Source organism: Kitasatospora sp. NPDC114501 (assembly GCF_055633695.1).
This window is the reverse complement of the sequence record NZ_JBVKDS010000005.1, coordinates 209,409-229,355: the sequence shown is the minus strand read 5'-3', so window position 1 is coordinate 229,355 and position 19,947 is coordinate 209,409. Positions and strand designations below refer to the sequence as shown.

The following is a 19,947-nucleotide window of genomic DNA, read 5'->3' as shown; positions in this document are numbered from 1 at the left end:
TCACCTTCGCCACCAGTGGCCGTGCGGGGGGTCGTGGCGCCGAGCGTAGGCTGGCAAGCGGACGGGATCGTCCACTTGACCGGAGGTGAGAGAGAGCGGTGGGGGAATCCTCTCGGATCGCGGGGCAGGACGGTCTGCGGGCGGACGCCCGGCGCAACCGGCGGCGCATCCTCTCGGCCGCCCGCCTGGTCTTCGCCGAGCACGGCATCGACGCGCCCATGGCGACCGTGGCCCGACGGGCGGGGGTCGGCGTGGCGACGCTGTACCGGCGTTTCCCGACGCGGGAGGCCCTGGTGCGGGCCGCGTTCGCGCACCAGATGGACACCTGTGCCCGGACGCTCACCGAGGCGCTGGCCGACCCCGATCCGTGGCGGGGCTTCCAGCGGCTGGTCGAGACGGTCTGCGAACTGCAACGGGAGGAACGGGGCTTCCCGGCCGCGTTCGTCGCGGCCTTCCCGGACAGCACGCGAGAACACGCGCGGCTACGGGAACAGGCCGAGCGGGACTTCCTGACCCTGGTCCGCAGGGCTCAGGCGGCGGGCGCGCTGCGGGCCGACTTCCACCCCTCCGACTTCGCCGTGGCCCTGTTGTCCCACTGCGGTCTGGTCACCGCACTGCCAGGTGACCGTGCGGCGTCCCGGCGCCTGGTGGCGTACCTGCTCCAGTCGTTCCGCGCCGAGGCGGCCCACGGAGCGCTGCCGGCGCCGAGCGCGCTGTCGCTGCGCAGCCTTCCGCTCGCGGCCGACGGGTCCCGGGGACAGCGGCCCTCCAGGGCCTGAGCTGTCGGCCTCGGGGTGGTCGTGGCCGCGCCGTACCGGGCCGAAGCCACGGAACTCGGGGGGTGTCGGCACCTCGCGGTCCTTCGATCCGGACCGCCGGACCGCCGGTCCGCCACCCACGCCTCCCGGGCGAAGCGCCCGCCCCCGCGATCAGCCGGTGGTGGCGAGGTGGGCGGTGTAGAAGGCGGTGAGCTTGTCGACGGCGGGGGCGACGTACTCCTGCCGGTCGTAGAGGTCGACGTGGCCGGCGCCCTCGATCCGGTGGAGCTCCTTGGGGCCCGTGGCGCGCTGGTGGGCCTCGACGGCCATCCAGGCGGTGACGGCGTGTTCGCCGATGATCTGGAGGACGGGGCGGGAGCCGATCAGCGGGACGGCGAGGAAGGCGTCGTGCAGGGCCATCCGGTCGACGCTCTCCCACGCGAGGGTCTTCGCGGAGCGCTCGTGCCGGCCGCGCGGGGTGCAGTAGTACGCGAAGCCGTCGGCGCCGTGCCGGCCGCCGAGCGCGAGGGCCTGCTCGGCGGTCTCCGGGAACACGCTCAACGCCCCGGGGTCCTCGCCGCGCGCGGCGGCGCTGCGGGCCGCCGCGGCCGACTCCAGCAGCGCCCGGAAGACGGCCGGGTCCTGGGTGCCGTCGGCGCCGAGGCGGAACTGGCGGGCGGGCTCGGCGGTGGACACCGCGGCCACGGCCCTGACCCGCGGGTCCGTGCCGGTCGCGGCCAGCGCGTAGGCGCCCGAGGCGCAGATGCCCAGCAGGCCGATCCGGTCGGCGTCGACCTCGTCGAGGGTCGTGAGGTAGGAGACCGCGGCCTTGAAGTCCTCCACCCGCTGGGCGGGGTCCTCCAGGCCCCGCGGCAGACCGCCCGACTCGCCCTGGTGGGCGGCGTCGAAGGCGAGGGCGACGAAGCCGCGCTCGGCCAGCAGCCGCGCGTAGGTGCCCGACGCCTGTTCCTTCACACCGGTGCCGGGGTGGCCGACCACGAGCGCCGGCCGCGGGCCCGGCGCCGGCGCCTGCGGGGTGTGGAGGTGGCCGGCGAGGGTGATGCCGGCGCTGTCGAAACGGACGGTGGTCCGGGCCATGGGGAACTCTCCATCGGGACGGTGACGGGGTCGTGACGTACCCGCACGGGGCCCGGGGGCCCCGCCCTGCCGGGCACGCCTCCACGGTCCGTCACCCGCCGCCCGCGCGGGAGAGCCGGATTCGTGCCCGGGAAAGAACCTGCCCCCTCGCACACCTGCCGCCACCGTCCCGGCGCGACGACACTGGACGCCATGACCTCGGACTCCGACCCCCGGGCGCTGGGCGCCTTCCTCAAGGCCCGCCGGGCCCAGCTGACGCCGCGGGAGTGCGGCCTTCCCGAGACGGGCGCGCCCCGCAAGGTCGCCGGGCTGCGCCGCGAGGAGGCCGCCGGGCTCGCCGCCATCAGCGTGGACTACTACACCCGGCTGGAACAGGGCCGGGTCCGGGCGTCCGCACCCGTGCTCGCCACGCTGGCCCGCGCCCTGCGCCTGGACGACGACCAGCAGAAGTACCTCTACGAACTCGCCGGCCGCACCGACGCCCGCCCGCGTCCCCGCCGGCCCGTCCAACGCCTGCGCCCGGCCATGGGACGCCTGCTCGACCAGCTCACCGGCACCCCCGCGCTCGTCCTCGGCAGACGCCTGGACGTCCTGGCCTGGAACCCCGCCGCCACGGCCCTCTACACCGACTTCGCCGCCGTCGCCGCCCACCGGCGCAACTACCTGAGGCTGCTGTTCACGGACCCGGTGGTCCGGCCCCTGCACCGCGACTGGTCCCACGACGCCCGGGAGGCCGTCGCCGCGCTGCGCATGGAAGCCGCGGCCGAGCCCGACGATCCCGCCCTGGCCCGGCTCGTCGGCGACCTGTCCCTCCAGGACGCCGACTTCCGCACCTGGTGGGCCGAGCACCGGGTCAACAGCGCCGGTCACGGCACCAAGCACTACCGCCACCACCTGGTGGGGGACCTCACCCTCGACTGCGACACCTGGGCCAGCCCCGACGGCTCCGGACAGCGCCTCATGGTCCTGACCGCCGAACCCGGCAGCCCCTCCCACGACGCCCTGCGCTTCCTCACCTCGTGGACCGCCCGGCGGCCGGACACCGAGCGTGCGGAACCCCCGGCGCGGTGAGCTTCCGGAGTGGGAAGCCGGCGGGTCCGACTTCCCACTCCGGCCACTCCGGGCACTCCCGCCGTCGTCGCCGTCGTTGCCGTGGGGCGTCAGTAACCGGCGTTCGCCCGGTCGTTGAACCAGCCGGGCAGGTTCGGCCACCACTCGCCGGCGCCCGCGTCGAAGGTCAGGCCGTCGCCGGACAGGTGCACGACCTGGCCGGAGTGGGAGGACCAGCTCCGCAGCGAGGAGACCTTGTGGTTGACCAGGACGGGGAAGACCGTCCAGGTCCCGATCGGGAACTCCCAGCAGTCGCCCGAGTAGTTGTAGTCGGTGAACACCTGCGCGTACCCCGCCTGCCCGTAGTGGGTGCAGTTGCCCGCCGCCTGGGCGCCGGGTGCGGCGGCGACGCCCAGCACCCCGGCCGCGGTGGTGGCGGCGGCGACGATCCCGGCCTTGAGCCGGGGCTTCCTGAGTATCGCGGGCATCTCGGTCTTCTTCCGTGGCGTGGTGGGTTGTTGCAGATGATGATGGCCGGTCATCACAGCACCGTCCAGGAGCTGTTCAGGGTGTGGACCACCGGCCCCTGGCCGGCTCCTGGACGGCGGCGGTGGCTAGCTGACGCTGACGGCGGACCAGGCCGCGGCGACCGCGTTGTACTCGGTGCCGCCGGCGCCGTACAGGTCGCGGGCCGCGTTGAGGGAGGCGGTGCGGGCGTCCTTGTAGGTGGTGGTGGAGGTCATGTAGACGGTCAGCGCGCGGTACCAGATCCGGGCGGCCTTCTGGTTGCCGATGCCCGTCACGGTGGAGCCGTTGCAGGTGGGGCTGTTGTAGGTGACGCCGTTGACGGTCTTGCTGCCGCTGCCCTCACTGGCCAGGTAGAACCAGTGGTTGCCGACGCCCGAGGAGTGGTGGACGTCGAGGTTGCCGACCGTGCTGCTCCAGCAGTCGGCCGAGCGGCCGTCCAGCGAGGGCTTGTCGAAGCGGCGCAGCCAGGGCGGGGTGGACTGGTCGCTGAAGAGGTAGTCGGGGGTGTCGATCGGGTTGTCGGCGTACCACTCGACCATGGTGCCGAAGATGTCGCTGGTGGACTCGTTGAGGCCGCCGGACTCGCCGCTGTAGCGCAGGTTGGCGGTGGCGGCGGTGACGCCGTGGGTCATCTCGTGGCCCATGGTGTCGAGGTCGACCTGCTCGGGGTCGGTGGTGCCGTTGCCGTCGCCGGTCATCATGCAGAAGCAGCCGTTGGACCACACGGCGTTGTCCCACCTGGTGCCGACGTGGACGAAGACGGTGGCGGCCCTGCCGTCGTTCCTGATGCCGTTGCGGCCGTGGACGTTCTTGTAGTAGTCGTACGTCCAGGCGGTGTTGGCGTGGGCGTCGACGGCGGCGGTGGAGCGGTCGGTGGAGAACTTGCGCCCGTCGCCCCAGACGTTGGTGGTGCTGGTGAACCTGGTGCCGGAGCTCGCCGTGAGGGAGCCGTAGGCGACGTTGTTGGCGTCCTTGGTGACGTGGCCGCGGACCGGGTCGGTCAGCGTGTAGCCACCGCTGATCGGGGTGGTGTCGATGCTGACCTTGCCGGTGTACTCGGAGTTCCCGGTGCCGACCGCCTGGGGATCGACGTCGTAGGCCTCGATCGGCTCGTCGGTGACGGCGTCGGTGACGACGATCCGTCCGGCGGGCTGGCCGTGGTCGCCGCTGCCCCGGACGGTGGTGCGCCAGGCGAGGCGGGGCGTGCCGTCGGCGGCCCAGACGACGAGTTCGGGGGTGCTGACGGCGTCCTGGACGCCGGGGGAGACGGCGAGCGCGTGCGCGGCGCTGGCCTGGGCGGGCACCACGGGGACGGTGGACTTCAGGGAGGGGTCGTGGGCGGCCGCCCGGCTGGAGCCGTTGAACCGGCCCTTGGCGTCCTGGTGGACGACGAGGTCGCCGCCGACCACCGGCAGGCCCTGGTAGGTGCGGTCGAAGCGCACGTGCGAGGCGCCGTCGGTGTCGAGGACGACGTCCGTGGGCACGAGGTCCTGGCTCGAACCGAAGCCGAACACCTCGGCGTTGTCGGCGACGTTGGCGACGGCCTGGGCGATCGCGGTGTCCCGCGCGCCGGGGGCGGTGGAGGCGGAGGCCGCGGTGGTGGGGATCGTGAGGGCGGCGAGGGCGGCGACGACCGCCACGGCCAGGGCCGCGAGGCGGGGGCGGGAGAAGGGGGTGGTGCTCACTCTGGCTCCAGGATGGTAGCGGTGCGTGAGAAGAGCTACCACCGAGAGTGACGACGGACCGTCAGCTCTGGCCAGAGGATCGGACATAACGTTGTCAAGTTGTGCTTTTGTGTCCAAAGTTATGGAACGGCACGAATCAACCCATGCTTCCGCCGCGGCGATCGAACGCGCCCTTGCAGCGGGTGCGCGGATCGTGGCAGGCCTGTTGCCCGCGAAGTGGCGCAGCTCACAGCCGTCCGGCGGCGGGCGTGATCGACTCGACCGATGCGCCAGTCCTCCAAGCCCCGCCGCCAACTGACGGCCAGTTGCCTCACCGCGACCGCCGCCCTGCTGCTCACGGGATGCGGCACCGTGGTGACCACCGGCTCCGGCGGCGCCCCGGAGGCCTCCGGCACCCCCGGGGCCTGCGGCACCCCGACGCCGAGGCCCACGGGCGCCGGGGCGGAGCCGACCGGGCGCGCCCAGGGCGGGGTGCGGATCACCGCCGTCGGCCCGGCCTGCGCCGAGTACGAGGTGACCAACCCGAACGGCGAACCGCACGACGTCACCGTGGTGTTCAGCCTCCGCTCGGCGGAGGGGGCCGCGCTGGACAACCTCTCCCGGACCGTCACCGCTCTCGCCCCCGGCGCCACCGAGAAGGGGCGGCTCGACCTGAACGGGACACCGAGCCGGCTCGGCGAACCCGCCCTCCCGGGCCGGCCCACCCCGCGGCCCGGCGCCCGCGCGACCAGGCCGGAGATCCTCAAGGTCCGCAGCGTCCCCACCGCCGAGGCGCCCGGCGCCGCCGGCACCTGCCCGCCCTCCGGCCTGCGGCTGTACGCCGACGAGGGCGACGCCGCGATGGGCCTGCGCGTGGTCGGCCTGCACCTGCGCAACTGCGGCACCGCCACCGTCACCCTCGACGGCTACCCCCAGGTGCAGCCGCTCGACCTCGACCGCAAGCCCCTGGACGGGGTGCGCGTCCTGCACGGCGGCGCCGAGATCGCCACCGGCACCGGCGCCGACGCCCCGCCCCAGAAGTTCGCCCTGCGCCCGGGGGAGGGCGCCGGCTCGACCCTGGTGTGGCGCAACACCGTCGACGTCGTCGGCGAACCGCTCAACGCCCCCTACGTCCGGGTGCGCGCCACCCCCGACGCGGCCCCCGTGACGGTCACCCCGGAACTCGACCTCGGCACCACGGGCCGCCTCGGCGCCGGCGCCTGGGTCAGGGAGGACGCGAACGGGCAGCAGCCGTCGACGCCCCCGAGGCCGTGACGACACTGTGATCGGACCGTCGTCAAGCGTCGCGACCAAGATCACTACCGTACGTCGGTATGCACCGCACCGATCCTGACCGGCCCCACCCCCAGCGGGTCTGGCCGCGCAACCTCGCGCTCGCCCTCGTCGCCGCCGCCGTGACCGTCGGGGCCTTCACCCTGCTGCGCCCCGGCGACGACGAGGGCGGGGCCCCGGCCGCCGCGGCCCCGTCCCCGTCCCCGTCGTCCGCGGCGCCGTCGGTCTCCGCCGCTCCGGCCGCCGCCTCCCTGCTGCCGCTCGACCAGCTCTTCCCGGCCCAGGTGAAGGCGGCCGGCGGCGAGGTCTACACCAGGGTCGGATCGACCGTCATGAAGTCCTGCGTCGAACCGGACTCGGTCGGCCCGCGGCTGATCGGCATGATCCGCGCGTCGAAGGGCTGCCTGGGCGAGCAGATCGCCCTGTACACCGACAGCGCCGAGAACCAGTACAACCTGGCCGTCTTCACGATGGCGGACCCCAAGGAGACCGTCCACCTGGTCACCACCCTGAGCATGGCCTTCGACGACTACCAGGTCGGCGCCCAGGCCCCGCCGCCCGCCTCGGGCCTGGCCACCCTGGCGCCGGACAGCGGCATGGTGCAGATGTTCTCCGGCGCGGGGCGGGCGATGGTCGCGGGCCTGGGCCAGTGGTCCGACGGCCGCGCCACCGACTACCAGACCCTCGTCGACCGGCACCTGAAGCCCCTGCAGGACGCGGTCGGCCGGAGCGTCTTCGCCCACGAGTCCGCCCGCTGACCCGGCCGGGGCCGGGCCCATGCGGAACCGGCGGCCCGTGCGGAACCGGCGGCCCGGCACGCTCCCCCGTGGCGTGCCGGACCGCCGGCCTGGAAACGGAACTCGGTGTTCCGCTCGCGGTGTTCCAGGAGGAGCATGCCAGGGCGGCACCCCCGCCGTGTTGGCACCGAGTGGACAGTTGTTGGCACCGGGTGGACTGCTCCGGCCTTCCCGCCCGCTCGTGCGTACGACGTGCTCACCCGGTGCCCGCCGTGCGAGCGTTTCCGCGCCCGCGGCCTCTACGGCTGCCCGGCCCCGGCCAGGGACCGGCGGCGGTGCTCGCGGGGGGAGAGCCCGTACGCGGCCCGGAAGGCGCGGCTGAACTCGGCGGCGCGGGGCAGGCCGCAGCGGGTGGCCACGGCGTGGACGGGCAGGGCGCGCAGCGCGGGGTCGGCGAGGTCGCGGTGGGCCCGCTCCAGCCGCCGGCGGCGGACGAAGGCGGCGACGGTCTCGCCGTCGGACTGCCGGGTGAACAGGCGGTGCAGGTAGCTGACGGAGATGTGGTGGGCGGCCGCGATCACGGCGGGCGTCAGCTCGGGGTCGTGCAGGTGGCGGGCGATGAAGGCCCGGACGTTCTCGACCAGGGCCCGCTGCCGGGTGTCGTCGGGCACCGCGGCCTCGGCGTCCAGTTCCCGGGCGAGCCAGGCGGCCACCAGGTCGACCACGACCCCGCCCAGCCGGGGCGTCTCGACGGGGCCCAGGAGGGCGGCCTGCCGGTCGAGGCCGACGAGGAACTCCGAGAGCAGCGCGCAGGTGCCCTCCCGGGAGGAGAAGCCGCGGCCCAGCAGCTCGTGCACCCGGTGCGGCGGCAGCGGCAGCAGGGCGGTGGGGAAGTCCACGCCGACGGCCTCGATCCGGCGCTCCGCGGGGGCCCGGACGCGGGTGTCGAAGGCCCGCAGGTCGAACGGGTGGGAGCTGTCGAGCATGTGCAGGTTGCCGGGCCCGAAGGTCTCGGTGCCCCCGGTGTCGCGGGTCAGGGCGAAGCCGCCGTCGAGCAGCAGGGTCAGGTGGAACACCCCCCGGTCCGAGCGCCGCACCCGGCGCGCGGTGCGCTGGAAGCGGGTCGGCGGGAAGGAGGTCCGCAGGAGGGTCACCGGCCCGAGCTCCAGGCGCCGCATCTCCGCCCGGAAGTCCTCGGAGTGGACGCTGGTCACCTCGCTGTCCCGGGTGCGGCCGACCAACTCCCGCCAGCAGTCGAACCGTTCCTTCTCGGGCATGCCCTCGCTGCGGAACACGCTCTCCGTGCTCGTGGCCACCGTCCGTCCTTCCCTTCCGGGGTCCGTCCCCTTCCCGCCCGGCCGGGCTCCCCTTCCCCACCGGGTGTCACCGGCTCCTCGCAGCCGGTGACACCGAAACCTACAAGGTCAGGGCGGGTGTGCCGCGCCCGGCCCCGGGATGCGGCCGCCCGCCGCGGGATGCCCGGTGAACCGGCCGCCGCCCGCCTGCCGTTGGCATGAACGCAGGGGCCGGGGTGGCCCCACTCCCATCCCGGACGGCAGGCGGGCCCCCGGGCCCGTACGGCCGTCGACGACACCGTGCCGCGGCCGGCCGGGAGGCACGCCGCAGCGGAAAAGGGGAACGATGAGGAAGAACCGAACGGTCGGGCGCGCCCTGTCCCTGGTCGGCGCCGCGCTGGCGCTGGCCTCGGTCACCGGGCTGATGACCGCCACCGAGGCCGCCGCCTCCGACGACTGGAGCTGCGCGCGCAACCCCCGCGGCTGGGACCACATGAACTGGGGCAGCTGCCTGCTGCCCGGCGACTCGCTGGTCTCCGCCAACGGCGCCTACCGGCTGCTCTACCAGGGCGACGGCAACCTCGTGGAGTACGACGAGCGCGGCACCGCCCTGTGGGCCACCGGCACCAACTCCGGCGGCGCCGGCAAGGTGATCATGCAGTACGACGGCAACTTCGTCGTCTACGACACCTTCAAGAACGCCCGGTGGGCCTCCAACTCCGCCTTCGGCTGCAACCCCAGCGCCAACTGGGTGCGCCTGCAGAACGACGCCAACGTCGTCGTCTACCGGCCGCACGACGACAGCAGCCCCTGGACGCCGGTCTGGTCCTCGTACAACGGCCGCGTCGGCACCTGCTGACAGCTGCCGGGCCCGGGGAGTCTGCTGAAGGCCCTGGCCGCCGGAAGGGCCGTCCCGGCCGGGACGGCCCCTCCGCCGGCATGTCCGGGGTGGACACGATGCGGCCGTGGGCGGTTCCCCGGGTGATCCGGCACCGTCCGTCGGAGCCGTCGGCGACCTCGGCGTCGTTCCGATTCGCCCTCCGTCGACGCCCGAACTCCGGTCGTCAGCGCAGCAGCACCCGCAGGCTGAGCAGTCCCCGGTGCCGCGGGTTCTCCTGCCACCGCGCGGACGCGGCCGGTTCGGCCAGGCGCAGGGCCGGGAAGCGGCGCAGCAGTTCGCTGAAGGCGACCTCGGCCTGGAGCCGGCCCAGCTGTGCGCCGAGGCAGTGGTGGATGCCGTGGCCGAACGCGAGGTGGCGGGTGGCGTCCGGGCGGGTGATGTCGAAGCGGTCGGGGTCGGCGAAGACGGCCGGGTCGCGGTTGGCGGCGAGCAGCGCGATCTGGACGAACTCGCCGGCCGGGATCGTGGTGCCGGCGATGGTCACCGGCTCGGTCGTGCGGCGGAGCGACGCGATGCCGAACGGGCTCTCGTAGCGCAGGACTTCCTCGATCGCGCCGGGAAGGAGCCGCGGATCCGCGCGCAGCGCCGCGAGTTGCTCGGGGTGGCCGAGCAGGGCGTGGACACCGTTCGCGATCAGGTTGACGGTGGTCTGGTGGCCGGCGATCGCGAGCAGGAACGCCATCGAGGTGATCTCGGCCTCGGTCAGCCGGTCGCCCTCCGCCTGGGCGGCGAGCAGGTCGGAGATCAGGTCGTCGCCCGGGTGGGTGCGCTTGTGGTCGACCAGGGCGCGCAGGTAGTCCGCCATGCCCTCGGCGGTCTCCACCGAGACCTCGCCGTCCGCCCCGCCGCCGTCCTGCGGGCCGGCCTCGACCGCGTTGCCCCGGACCTGGAGGTTCTCCCGTTCGGCCTGCGGCGCGCCGAACAGCTCGAAGACCACCGCGAGTGGCAGCGGCAGTGCGAACCCGCTGATCAGCTCGGCCGATTCGAGCCCGTCCAGCTGGTCCAGCAGTGCGCCGACGTGGCGCTCGACCATCGGCCGCAGGGCCGCCACCCGCCGCCCGGTGTACGCCTGCCGGACCAGCTTGCGAAGCCGGGAGTGCTCCGGGGGGTCGGAGTTGAGCATGTGCGTCATCAGGTCGCGGCCCGGGCCGCCCTCGGAGTTCCCGACGTGCCGGGCGAACGCCTCGGTGACGGCCTTCTTGCTCAGCCGGGGGTCGGCGAGGGCGGCCCGGCACTCGGCGTGGCCGGTGACGACCCAGCCTTCGAGGCCGGCCGCGCCGCCGAACCGGACCTTGCGGACGCCGCCCTCGGTGCGCCAGCGGCGGTACGCGGAGTGCGGGTCGGCGTAGAACCGGCCGTCGGCGAACTCCGTCCCGGTGGCCCCGCGTTCGGCGTCCCGGTGGTCGGTGCGCGGGTGGTCAGCGGGCATCGCGTGCCTTCAGGACCCGGATCTCGCTGACGCCGAGCAGGCCGAGCAGCGGCACCTTGGCAGTGCGCTGCCCGGGGTCGACGACCAGGCCGGCCTCCCGGACCCGGTCCAGCAGCAGTTCGGCGAGCGGCATCACCATGTGCCGGCCCCAGCAGCGTTCGGAGGAGTGTCCGAACGGCAGGTAGCCGGGAGTGCCGTCCGGGTCGAGGTGGTCCCAGCGCTCCGGGCGGAACTCCTCCGGGGCCTCCCACAGCGCCGGGTCGCGATGGGAGAGCAGCGGCAGGACGAGGACGTCGTCGCCCGCGCCGATCCGCGGGTCGAGCGCGGGGTACTCGGGCGATGCGCGGCGCAGGATGTTCCACGACGGCGGCAGCAGGCGCAGTGACTCGAGGATGATGTTGCGGTTCGGCGTGCTGTCGTCGAACGGTGCGCCGAGCCAGAGCGCGTTCGCGACCAGGGTGGAGATGGTGAAGCAGACGGGTGCGGCGGCTCGGCGGTACATGCCCATCGCGTACCGCCGGTCCTGGTAGCCGGGCGCCTTCGCGGCCAGCTTCCCGAGTGCGGTGAGGTCGTCGCCGGGCTTGGGGCCGCCGGGCAGTGCGGCGCCGACCGAGATCACCAACCAGGTGAGCAGCGGCGTCAGTTCGAGGTTGCGGCTCATCAGGATCCGCAGCCGGCGCGGGTCCCGGCCGAGGATGAGGTCGCGCAGGAAGAGGTGTCCGGTGAGCGGCCACGGACCGGACAGGTCGATGTTCCGCGGCAGCGGGGCCCGCAGCGCCTCGCGTACGTCGCTGCCGATCGTCCGCGTCACCGAGGACGCCTCGGTGCGGCTGATCGAACGTCCGTGCAGCGGTTTGAACGTGGGCCGTTCGATCTCGGTGGCGCGCCGGGCGGCGAGGATCCGGTCGGTGAGCTCGGGCCCGGCGACCCCGATCGTGTCGGGTTCGAGCCGGACGGCGTCCTTGCCCAGATGGTCCCTGAGCAGGGCCTCGAGCCGGGGGGAGAGCACGGTGTTCCGCGCACGGGCGGAGGCGGGTGAGAGTGCCATGTGAGGTCTCCGAGACATTGCCGGGGCCGGTCTCCGCCCCCGCCCCGGCCCGGTCTCCCGGCGGAGGCCGCGAGCGGGCGGAGGCGGGGGCGGATCAGCTGTTCAGGTACCGGAGGTACCGATCAGCCGGCTTAGTACCAGATGTACCAGGCGCTGGCCTTCAGGCTCTTCTTGGCGAAGGACGCGTCACGGATGGAGAACAGGATCTTCATCATTTGGGTCTCCCTTGGTTACCAGGTGGCTGAGTGGACGTAAGGCCGCTCTGCAGTTGCCCTACGGACCTCTCCACGCGGCCGAACCCCCATCGGGTTCACTCCGGGAGCGCTGCTCGCCGAGGAGGCCCGGGGAGCCGACCGCGCGGCCGAGGGCGCGGCCCTGGCGGCCGCCACCCCCGCCGAGCTGGCGGCGATGGCCGCAGAGGTCCCCGACATCGACCCCGGCAGCCGGAGCACGGTCCTGTGGTGGGTCGCCGCCCTGCACGCGGACGCCGAGGCCATGCGCCTGCTCGCCGCCTCCCCGAAACTGCTGGTCCGCCGCAGCGTCGCCCGGGCGCCGCGGCTGCCCGCCGACGTGGCCGAGCTCCTCGCCCGCGACGAGGACCGCGCGGTGCGGATCTTCCTGGCCGAGTCCTGCGAGGACGCCCCGCCCTGGATGCTCCTGGACATGGCGGCCTGGTGGGACGGCACCCTCTCCTTCCCCGGCCGCCCGCGCAACCACCCCAACTTCCCGCGCGAAGGCCTGCTGCGCCTGGCCGCCGACCCGAACCCGCGCCTGCGGGCCGCCGCGCTCGACGACCCCGAAACCGCCCCCGCCGACGTCGAACGGGCCGCCGCCGACCCGGACCCGCTGGTCCGTCAGGCCGCCGCCGGGCACCTGCGGCTCGCCCCGGCCACCGCGGCCGCGCTCACCGCCGACACCGACGGCAGCGTGCGGCGGCTCGCCCGCACCAACCCCGTCCTGCCCACGCGGGACCTGGTGGCGCTGCTGCTCGAACCGCGCCGCTCCGAGACCGCTGCCCGGAATCCGGCCGTCCCCGCCGCCGTCATGCACCACATGCTCGCCCTCGCCCTCGCGCACACCGCCATCCCGTCGGCGTCGTAGCCCGTCCGTGCGGCGAGGACGCCGGTGCCGGGTTCCGGTGCCGGGCAGGGCTCCTCGGGACCGCGGGACCCGACGGGGCGTCATCAGGGCGCGGGGCCAAGGCGTCGCCAGGACCGAGCCATCGGGTTCACCCCGCCACCGCCGCGGCGCCGGTGCCTTCGCGCCGCCCGGCCGCTACGCCCGGGTGGCGTCGGCGTCCTCCTCGACGTGGCGCCGGAAGTCCTCCAGGTCGTCGATCACCCGGCGGTCGACGAAACCGAGCGCCTCGGCGAGGCGCTCCCAGATCCCGTGCGGCTCGACCTCCAGCTGGAGCATCACCCGGGTGGTCCGGGCGTCCACCGGGTGGAAGGTGACCACACCCCGGTGCCGCACCGGCCCGGGGCCGCTGTCCCAGGCCATCCGCTCCCGCGCCACCAGCTCCGTCGTCACGGCCTCGAACTCCCGCGGCCCGGCCGCGGTCCGCACCACCAGGCTGGCGCCGCGGTCCGACCGGTCGACACTGACCACCCCGCGCATGAACCGCGGGAACTCCTCGACCCTCACCCAGCTCCCGTAGACCGTGTCGAGCGGCGCCGACACCTCGACGGACTCCTCGATCCGGTGCATCGCTCCTCCTCCTGACCTCTCGCCACCGGCCGCCCGCGGCGGCTCCCTGCTGCGCGGCCCGGTATGCACCCGCACCCCCGCACCCCGGCGCCCCCGCGGCCGCGCCCGGAGCCCCGCCCGCCGGCGGGTGCGCCGGTGTCGGTGCTGGTCAGGGCCGGTCGGCGGTGTATAGCCTGACGGGGCGTCGGGCCGCGCCAGGAAGACGGAAGTTCGCCGGCGAACCCTCCTCGGTGACGGCGGCGGCATCCCCCGCGGCACCGGCCGGTGCCGTGCGGACGCGACCGGCGGGCCGGCCCCCCGCGCCGGATCCGCCGACCAGGCCAGGACGTCCTGGAACAACCGCAGGGCCGGAAGGGGCAGTGACGTGGACTACGGACTGATGTCATTCGGATCGGCGCTCGGGGAGCCCGTCGCCGTCGCGGACGTGGCCTCCGAGTACACCGAGGACGTCGAGCGCGTCCAGGGGTACGGCTACCGCACCGTCCACCGCAGCCCGGACGGGGTCGGGCTCACCGACCTCGCCCTCGACGCCGCCCGGGCGGCCCTGGACGAGGCGGGCACCGACCCCGCCGACCTGGACCTGGTGGTCCTCGCGATCACCGACATCCCCGAGTACCTGTACTGGGACCCGGCCGCGGCCCTCCAGGACCGCCTCGGCGCCCGCCGCGCCGAGGCGGTCCTGGTCGGCCAGGGTTGCGTCAGCGGGATCACCTGCTTCGACCTGCTCGCCGGCCGCTTCGCCACCCACCCCGACTACCAGCGGGCCCTGGTCGTCGGGGCGCACCGGACGTGCGAGCCCTACTGGAACCGGATGTACACCAACTCGCTGCTGTTCTCCGACGGCGCCGGCGCCGCGGTGGCCGGGCGCGGCCACCCCGAACTGCGCTGGCGGGCCGCCGAGACGATCAGCGACGGCCGCTTTGCCGACCTGTTCCGGATGGAGGAGGGCGGCGCGGCCGCTCCCTTCCGCGGCGGCCGGGCGCCCGCCCCGGCCCGCGACGCCTGGGGCCTGATGGAGTTCTTCGACTACGACACGGAGCGCTTCCAGGAGTTCGTCGGCCTGATGGGCGAACGGGTGCACGAGGTGGTCGCGCGGGCCTGCAAGCGGATCGGCGCGTCCGTCCAGGACCTCGCCAGGGTGGTGCTGCTCAACGACAACCACGCCACCCTGACGAAGCTGGCCGACCGGCTCGGCGTCCCGGTGGAGCGCACCAACCTCGAAATCTCCCTGGAACGGGGCCACTTCGGGGCCGCGGACCACCTCCTCGACCTCCAGTACCACCGCGCGGCCGGGCACTTCGGCGACGGCGACCTGATCGCCCTGGCCGGCATGGGGCGCGGCATGCACTGGAGCTGCACCCTCCTGGAGTGCTGACCGGCCGGCCACCCCGGTCCGGGACCGCCGCGGCGCTGTCAGTGCCGGCCGCCATGATTCCGCCATGACCGACACCGCAGCCCCGCTGTCCTCCCCGTCCGCGTACGCCGATGCCGTCGCCACCGCCGTCCAGGCCGCCGCCGCGTACTACGCCGACGGCGCCACCCCGCTCGGGGACGACGAGTACGACGCGCTGCTGCGGGCCGTCGCCGCCTACGAGGACGCCCACCCCGGCCAGGCGCTGCCCGACTCGCCGACCGGCAAGGTGGCCGGCGGCGCCGCCACCGGCGACGTCCCGCACAGCGTGCCGATGCTCTCGCTGGACAACGTGTTCTCCGCGGAGGAGCTGGAGTCCTGGGCCGCCGGCCTCGAACGGCGCCTGGGCCGGCCCGTCGCCGCCTGGTGCGTGGAGCCCAAGCTCGACGGCCTCGCCATCGCCGCCCGCTACCGCGCCGGGCGCCTTCAGCAGGTGGTCACCCGCGGCGACGGCCTCGCCGGCGAGGACGTCACCCACGCCGCCGCCGACATCCTCGGCCTGCCCGCCGAACTCACCGAGCCCGCCGACATCGAGCTGCGCGGCGAAGTCCTGCTCACCCAGGACCAGTTCGAGCACGCCAACCGGGCGCGCACCGAGCACGGCGCCACCCCCTTCGCCCACCCGCGCAGCGGCGCCGCCGGCACCCTGCGGGCCAAGGACCGCCCCTACCGGATCGAGCTGACCTTCTTCGCCTACGACGCCGTCGGCCCCGAAGGCCTCGCCCACAGCGCCCTGCTGGAACGCCTCGCCGCCCTCGGCGCCAACACCGCCGCCGCCACCGCGGCCCGCCCGCGGCACTGCGCGGGCACCACCGAGGTCCAGCAGCGCATCGACGAGATCGCCGCCCTGCGCTCCGAACTGCCCTTCGGCATCGACGGCGTGGTGGTCAAGGCCGACCTGGCCGCCGACCGCGCCGAGGCCGGCTCCGGCTCGCGCGCGCCGCGCTGGGCGGTGGCCCGCAAACTGGCCGCCCAGCACAAGGTCACCCGGCTGCTCGGGGTGGAGTGGAACGTCGGCCGCACCGGGATCATCGCCCCGCGCGCGGTCCTCGAACCGGTGGTGATCGACGGCGTCACCGTCACCTTCGCGACCCTGCACAACCCCGCCGACATCGAACGGCGCGGGCTGATGATCGGCGACCAGGTCTTCGTCTACCGCGCCGGCGACGTGATACCCCGGGTGGAGGCCCCGGTGCTCGACGCCCGCACCGGCGCCGAGCAGCCGATCGCCTTCCCCGAGGCCTGCCCGCGCTGCGGCGACGCCATCGACACCGCCGAACAGCGCTGGCGCTGCGTGCGCGGCCGCAACTGCCAGGCCGTCGCCTCCGTCCTCTACGCGGCCGGCCGCGACCAGCTCGACATCGAGGGCCTCGGCGGCACCCGCGCCGTCCAGCTCGTCGAGGCCGGCCTGGTCGCCGACCTCGCCGACCTGTTCACCCTCACCCGCGAGCAACTGCTCACCCTGGAGCGGATGGGGGAGACCAGCGCCGACAACCTGCTCGCCGCGATCGCCACCGCCCGTACCCAGCCGCTCAACCGGGTCTTCTGCGCCCTCGGCATCCGGGGCACCGGACGGACCATGTCCCGCCGGATCGCCGCGCACTTCGGCAGCATGACGGCGATCCGCGCCGCCGACGCCGAGACCCTGGCCGGCGTCGACGGCATCGGCGCCGAGAAGGCCCGCGTCGTCGCCGGCGAACTCGCCGACCTCGCCCCGCTGCTGGACCGCCTCGCCGGCCTCGGCGTCGGCACCGCCGTCACCACCCCGACCGCCCCCGCGGCGGCGGGGGAGGGCGGCACCGGCGACGGGAGCGACGGGAGCGAGGCCGGCCCGCTGGCCGGCGAGGCCGTCGTCGTCACCGGCAGCATGAGCGGCGCCCTCGCCGACCTCTCCCGCAACCAGATGAACGAACTGATCGAACGCGCCGGGGGCAAGGCCTCCTCCTCGGTCTCCAAGCGCACCACCCTGCTGGTCGCCGGCGAGAAGGCCGGCTCCAAGCGCGCCAAGGCCGAGGAGCTCGGCATCCGCATCCTCACCCCCGAGGAGTTCGCCGCCCTGGTGGCCTCCCACCTCCCCGCCTGACCCGGCGCCGGCGGACAGCCAGGGGGCGGCCGGGGGGCTGCCGGGGGTGCCGGGCCCCCCGAGAAACCTCACCCTGCTCGCCGCCCCCGCGTCGGCCGAGACCCGGGCACTGGCCTCGACCGAGTGGCACGGCTACGTCTGCGACGACGGCTACTACCGGATCAGGACGCCGTTCAACCAGCTCGTGGAGAGGAACCAGTACAGCGCCTGGGGGCAGGCCGTCCAGAACCCCGACACCGGTGGCTACAGCCAGCAGTGGAAGCTGTGCCACTACAAGGACGACAGCCAGTCCTTCATCTTCCGCAGCCGGCGCAACGAGAACGAATGCCTGGGCATCTGGAAGCAGAACCCGGACGACAACGGCGAAGGACTGGGCGACTCCGCCGACTTCAACGTGTTCGACTGCTCGGGGTGGATCCACGGCAACCAGGTCTTCTCCCTGCTGCGCCCCGCGCCGCGGCGTACGACCCCGGGGGGACACCGGACCGGGACCGGGCTCCCGGACGCCCCGGACCCCCGGGGCCGGGGCGTGAGGGCGCCCTCGTCCCGTGCGCGGACGACCCGGCCCGGTCGCGGATGGTCGGCTGGAGGCCTCCGGGAAGCCCCGGAAAACCCCTCCCAGCGACAGGAGTTCCTCGTGAACGCGCACGATTCCCACCGCCCCGGCCGCCCCCGCCGGACCACCGCGCGCGGCCGGATCGCGCTGGCCGCCGTCGTCGGCGCGCTCGCGGTCGGGGCCGCTGCTCCCGCCGGTGCCGTCGCCGCCGACACCGGCCCCGCCGCGGCGCGGCGGCCGGACGTCGTCCAGAAGAACCTGGACGCCCTGGTACGGGACTTCGCCATGCCCGGCGCGCTGGCCGCCGTCACCGGCCGGGACGGACGCACCCGCAACTACACGGCCGGGGTGGGCGATCTGGCCACCCGGGCCAAGGTGCCGGTGGACGGCCAGGTGCGGATCGGCAGCAACACCAAGGCCTTCACCGCGGTGGTCGTGCTGCAACTCGTCGAGGAGGGCAAGGTGGCGCTCGACGAGCACGTCGACACCTACCTGCCCGGCCTGCTGCGCGGGGACGGCATCGACGGCGCGGCCATCACGGTCCGCCAGCTCCTCCAGCACACCGCCGGCCTGCCCAACTACACGAAGTACCTCGACCTCACCGGCCCGCTGGACCGGTACTACGAGCCCCGCGACCTGCTCGACCTCGCGCTCGCCCACAAGGCCGACTTCGCCCCGGGCACCGGCTGGCAGTACAGCAACACCGGCTACCTGGTCGCCGGGATGATCATCCAGAAGATCACCGGCCGGCCGGTGGGCGAGGAGATCACCCGCCGCGTCATCGACCGGATCGGCCTGCGGCACACCTACTTCCCGACCCCCGGGGACACCACCGTGCACGAGGCCCACCCCAGGATCTACCACCGGCTGACGCCCGGCGCCCCGCTCACCGACGTCACCCGCCAGGACCTGTCCTGGGGCTGGGCGGCGGGGGCGATGGTCTCCACCAACACCGACCTCAACCGCTTCTACACGGAACTGCTCGGCGGCCGCCTGCTCGGCCCGGAGCAGCTCGCCCAGATGCGCACGACCGTCGCCACCGACGGGAGCCTGGGCGAGGGCGCCCGGTACGGGCTGGGCCTGGCCTCCTACCGGCTGTCGTGCGGCCCCGGCGTCTACTGGGGCCACGGCGGCGGCCTGCCCGGCTCCGTGACCTTCGGGGGCGTCACCGAGGACGGCCGCGCCGCGAACTTCGCGGTGACCACCACGCCGTCCGAAGCGGCCGTGCCGCGGATCACCGCCGACGTGGACGCGGCCCTCTGCAAGTAGGCCGCCGGACCGCGACCGGCGCCGTAGGGGCGGGCGGGGAGACCGGCCGGCCTCCCCGCCCCAGCGGCCCTACTGCGGGTTGCCGTTGGCGGCGAGGCGGGCGCTCATCTCGGCGTGGGCGCGCGCGGAGTGGGCGTTGGCCGGGTCGTGGACCAGGCGCAGGTAGTCGTAGAGGATCCGTACGCACTCGTCGCGGGTGGAGCAGGGGGCGTCGGCGGCCAGGTCGAGGCCCCGGGTGACCTCCATCAGCCTCCCGTCGGCCGCGGCGTACACCGGGTGCCAGACGAGCCGCACCGCCGGGTCGAGCGCCATGACCACGCGCAGCTGCGGCACCTCCTGCGCGATCAGCACGCTCTCCGGGTCGTACGCCCGCAGGAAGATGTGGACGGGGCCGCGGGCACGGCTCACGAAGGCCTTGGACAGGACGTTCCACATCGGCGTCTTGAGCATCCAGTCCGACGTCAGGGTCAGCCTGTCGACCACCCCGCCGAAGGCGGTGGCCTCCAACGGGGTGTGGCCCTTGCCGAGGGCGTAGTCGCTGACCTCCCGGCCGCCCGACCACAGGGCCAGCGTCGGCGTGTCGATCTCCAGGTAGTCGCCGACGACCTTCACCAGCTCCTGGTACCAGCTGTTCGACGCCCGGTGGTCGCGCTGGGCCTGGCGCTCGGTGTACCGCGCCATGGCCTCGTCGTTGAGCCGCCCCTGCTCGGCGATGCCGCCGAGGACGAGCTGCCAGGCGACCTCCGTGACGTCCGCGGAGAACCCCGCCCGGGCCATGTCCTCGCGGAACGACCCCCACTCGCCGTGCCCGGCGGGGTCGGCGGCGTCGCGCCGCGCCTGCTCCCTGACCCCGTCAGCCGCCTGGCGCTGGAGCCGGCGGGTCACCGCCGCGTTGCCCACCGTCCTCTGGAGGTCGGCGAGTTCGGCGGGACGCGGCGCCCGTGCGGGGGCGGCCGGCGCCGACGCCCGCCGCTGCGCCGTACGCCTGGTCGGTGCGGCCCCGGACGTCGGCGCCACCGAGTGGGTCGCGGTCTCTCGCACGCTCCGGCCCTCCTGCGTCGCTGCGCGGCACGCCGACCCTACGGCCCCGGCGCGGCCCCCGCCAGGGACGAAAGGGCAG

18 protein-coding genes are annotated in these 19,947 nt (G+C 74.6%); 9 read left to right on the top strand and 9 right to left on the bottom strand.

The genetic code is table 11. The features are described 5' to 3' along the window. Positions 1-98: 98 nt before the first annotated feature. Entirely contained in the window at positions 99-779 is a 681-nt protein-coding gene (locus ACZ7RU_RS11935) for a TetR/AcrR family transcriptional regulator (RefSeq protein ID WP_470340761.1), read from the top strand. 150 nt (positions 780-929) lie between these two features. Here the strand turns inward: ACZ7RU_RS11935 and ACZ7RU_RS11930 are convergent, their stop codons facing one another. After that, entirely contained in the window at positions 930-1,856 is a 927-nt protein-coding gene (locus ACZ7RU_RS11930) for an alpha/beta hydrolase (RefSeq protein ID WP_470340760.1), read from the bottom strand. Between the two features lie 192 nt (positions 1,857-2,048). Here ACZ7RU_RS11930 and ACZ7RU_RS11925 point away from each other — a divergent pair, with 192 nt between their 5' ends. Continuing rightward, the gene (locus ACZ7RU_RS11925) at positions 2,049-2,927 is read left to right on the top strand and encodes a helix-turn-helix domain-containing protein (protein WP_470340759.1); all 879 of its coding nucleotides are present in this window, start codon (positions 2,049-2,051) and stop codon (positions 2,925-2,927) included. Positions 2,928-3,016: 89 nt separating this feature from the next. Here the strand turns inward: ACZ7RU_RS11925 and ACZ7RU_RS11920 are convergent, their stop codons facing one another. Together ACZ7RU_RS11920 and ACZ7RU_RS11915 are read right to left on the bottom strand one after the other, a co-directional pair. Further along, the gene (locus ACZ7RU_RS11920) at positions 3,017-3,394 is read right to left on the bottom strand and encodes a hypothetical protein (RefSeq protein WP_470340758.1); all 378 of its coding nucleotides are present in this window, start codon (positions 3,392-3,394) and stop codon (positions 3,017-3,019) included. Between the two features lie 126 nt (positions 3,395-3,520). After that, positions 3,521-5,119 carry a M4 family metallopeptidase gene (locus ACZ7RU_RS11915; RefSeq protein ID WP_470340757.1) on the bottom strand — a complete coding sequence of 533 codons (1,599 nt, stop codon included), beginning with the start codon at positions 5,117-5,119 and terminating at the stop codon, positions 3,521-3,523. Between the two features lie 264 nt (positions 5,120-5,383). Between ACZ7RU_RS11915 and ACZ7RU_RS11910 the strand changes: the two genes are divergently transcribed. Together ACZ7RU_RS11910 and ACZ7RU_RS11905 are read left to right on the top strand one after the other, a co-directional pair. Further along, positions 5,384-6,373: a DUF4232 domain-containing protein gene (locus ACZ7RU_RS11910; protein ID WP_470340756.1), complete on the top strand. Its 990-nt coding sequence runs from the start codon at positions 5,384-5,386 to the stop codon at positions 6,371-6,373. A gap of 59 nt (positions 6,374-6,432) precedes the next feature. Beyond that, positions 6,433-7,149: a hypothetical protein gene (locus ACZ7RU_RS11905; RefSeq protein WP_470340755.1), complete on the top strand. Its 717-nt coding sequence runs from the start codon at positions 6,433-6,435 to the stop codon at positions 7,147-7,149. A 278-nt stretch (positions 7,150-7,427) separates the two neighbouring features. Here the strand turns inward: ACZ7RU_RS11905 and ACZ7RU_RS11900 are convergent, their stop codons facing one another. Continuing rightward, positions 7,428-8,405 (bottom strand): AraC-like ligand-binding domain-containing protein, encoded by a 978-nt coding sequence (locus ACZ7RU_RS11900; RefSeq protein ID WP_470340952.1) that lies wholly within the window; start codon positions 8,403-8,405, stop codon positions 7,428-7,430. Between the two features lie 364 nt (positions 8,406-8,769). Between ACZ7RU_RS11900 and ACZ7RU_RS11895 the strand changes: the two genes are divergently transcribed. After that, on the top strand, positions 8,770-9,282 hold the full coding sequence (locus tag ACZ7RU_RS11895) for a hypothetical protein (RefSeq protein WP_470340754.1): 513 nt from the start codon (positions 8,770-8,772) through the stop codon (positions 9,280-9,282). A 205-nt stretch (positions 9,283-9,487) separates the two neighbouring features. Here ACZ7RU_RS11895 and ACZ7RU_RS11890 read toward each other — a convergent pair whose 3' ends face one another. The 3 genes from ACZ7RU_RS11890 to ACZ7RU_RS11880 all read right to left on the bottom strand — a co-directional run bounded on the left by ACZ7RU_RS11890 (position 9,488) and on the right by ACZ7RU_RS11880 (position 12,013). Beyond that, the gene (locus ACZ7RU_RS11890; RefSeq protein ID WP_470340753.1) at positions 9,488-10,753 is read right to left on the bottom strand and encodes a cytochrome P450 family protein; all 1,266 of its coding nucleotides are present in this window, start codon (positions 10,751-10,753) and stop codon (positions 9,488-9,490) included. Beyond that, complete coding sequence (locus ACZ7RU_RS11885; RefSeq protein WP_470340752.1) at positions 10,743-11,801, bottom strand: cytochrome P450; 1,059 nt, start codon at positions 11,799-11,801, stop codon at positions 10,743-10,745. Before ACZ7RU_RS11885 ends, ACZ7RU_RS11890 begins: the two co-directional genes overlap by 11 nt. Before the next feature lie 131 nt (positions 11,802-11,932). After that, positions 11,933-12,013, bottom strand: a complete 81-nt coding sequence (locus ACZ7RU_RS11880) for a tryptorubin family RiPP precursor (RefSeq protein ID WP_470340951.1) — start codon at positions 12,011-12,013, stop codon at positions 11,933-11,935. A 196-nt stretch (positions 12,014-12,209) separates the two neighbouring features. Between ACZ7RU_RS11880 and ACZ7RU_RS11875 the strand changes: the two genes are divergently transcribed. After that, complete coding sequence (locus tag ACZ7RU_RS11875; RefSeq protein ID WP_470340751.1) at positions 12,210-12,902, top strand: hypothetical protein; 693 nt, start codon at positions 12,210-12,212, stop codon at positions 12,900-12,902. A 174-nt stretch (positions 12,903-13,076) separates the two neighbouring features. Here ACZ7RU_RS11875 and ACZ7RU_RS11870 read toward each other — a convergent pair whose 3' ends face one another. Further along, entirely contained in the window at positions 13,077-13,508 is a 432-nt protein-coding gene (locus ACZ7RU_RS11870; protein WP_470340750.1) for an SRPBCC family protein, read from the bottom strand. 379 nt (positions 13,509-13,887) lie between these two features. On the opposite strand from ACZ7RU_RS11870, the gene ACZ7RU_RS11865 reads away from it, so the two are divergent. From ACZ7RU_RS11865 to ACZ7RU_RS11855, 3 genes are all read left to right on the top strand, one after another. Beyond that, a complete protein-coding gene (locus ACZ7RU_RS11865) occupies positions 13,888-14,883 on the top strand; it encodes a 3-oxoacyl-[acyl-carrier-protein] synthase III C-terminal domain-containing protein (RefSeq protein ID WP_470340749.1) in 996 nt (331 codons plus the stop codon). Positions 14,884-14,947: 64 nt separating this feature from the next. Beyond that, on the top strand, positions 14,948-17,002 hold the full coding sequence (gene ligA / locus ACZ7RU_RS11860; RefSeq protein WP_470340748.1) for an NAD-dependent DNA ligase LigA: 2,055 nt from the start codon (positions 14,948-14,950) through the stop codon (positions 17,000-17,002). Positions 17,003-17,048: 46 nt separating this feature from the next. Further along, a complete protein-coding gene (locus ACZ7RU_RS11855) occupies positions 17,049-18,827 on the top strand; it encodes a serine hydrolase (protein ID WP_470340747.1) in 1,779 nt (592 codons plus the stop codon). Between the two features lie 69 nt (positions 18,828-18,896). Here ACZ7RU_RS11855 and ACZ7RU_RS11850 read toward each other — a convergent pair whose 3' ends face one another. After that, complete coding sequence (locus tag ACZ7RU_RS11850; protein WP_470340746.1) at positions 18,897-19,868, bottom strand: hypothetical protein; 972 nt, start codon at positions 19,866-19,868, stop codon at positions 18,897-18,899. Between the last annotated feature and the right edge of the window lie 79 nt (positions 19,869-19,947).

Bases quoted from the DNA above. Each gene is read 5' to 3' on its own strand.
- ACZ7RU_RS11900 (WP_470340952.1), bottom strand. From the start codon at position 8,405: ATGCCCGAGAAGGAACGGTTCGACTGCTGGCGGGAGTTGGTCGGCCGC.
- ACZ7RU_RS11910 (WP_470340756.1), top strand. From the start codon at position 5,384: ATGCGCCAGTCCTCCAAGCCCCGCCGCCAACTGACGGCCAGTTGCCTC.
- ACZ7RU_RS11925 (WP_470340759.1), top strand. From the start codon at position 2,049: ATGACCTCGGACTCCGACCCCCGGGCGCTGGGCGCCTTCCTCAAGGCC.
- ACZ7RU_RS11930 (WP_470340760.1), bottom strand. From the start codon at position 1,856: ATGGCCCGGACCACCGTCCGTTTCGACAGCGCCGGCATCACCCTCGCC.
- ACZ7RU_RS11890 (WP_470340753.1), bottom strand. From the start codon at position 10,753: ATGCCCGCTGACCACCCGCGCACCGACCACCGGGACGCCGAACGCGGG.
- ACZ7RU_RS11880 (WP_470340951.1), bottom strand. From the start codon at position 12,013: ATGAAGATCCTGTTCTCCATCCGTGACGCGTCCTTCGCCAAGAAGAGC.
- ACZ7RU_RS11895 (WP_470340754.1), top strand. From the start codon at position 8,770: ATGAGGAAGAACCGAACGGTCGGGCGCGCCCTGTCCCTGGTCGGCGCC.
- ACZ7RU_RS11865 (WP_470340749.1), top strand. From the start codon at position 13,888: ATGTCATTCGGATCGGCGCTCGGGGAGCCCGTCGCCGTCGCGGACGTG.
- ACZ7RU_RS11920 (WP_470340758.1), bottom strand. From the start codon at position 3,394: ATGCCCGCGATACTCAGGAAGCCCCGGCTCAAGGCCGGGATCGTCGCC.
- ACZ7RU_RS11875 (WP_470340751.1), top strand. From the start codon at position 12,210: ATGGCCGCAGAGGTCCCCGACATCGACCCCGGCAGCCGGAGCACGGTC.
- ACZ7RU_RS11870 (WP_470340750.1), bottom strand. From the start codon at position 13,508: ATGCACCGGATCGAGGAGTCCGTCGAGGTGTCGGCGCCGCTCGACACG.
- ACZ7RU_RS11885 (WP_470340752.1), bottom strand. From the start codon at position 11,801: ATGGCACTCTCACCCGCCTCCGCCCGTGCGCGGAACACCGTGCTCTCC.
- ACZ7RU_RS11905 (WP_470340755.1), top strand. From the start codon at position 6,433: ATGCACCGCACCGATCCTGACCGGCCCCACCCCCAGCGGGTCTGGCCG.
- ligA (WP_470340748.1), top strand. From the start codon at position 14,948: ATGACCGACACCGCAGCCCCGCTGTCCTCCCCGTCCGCGTACGCCGAT.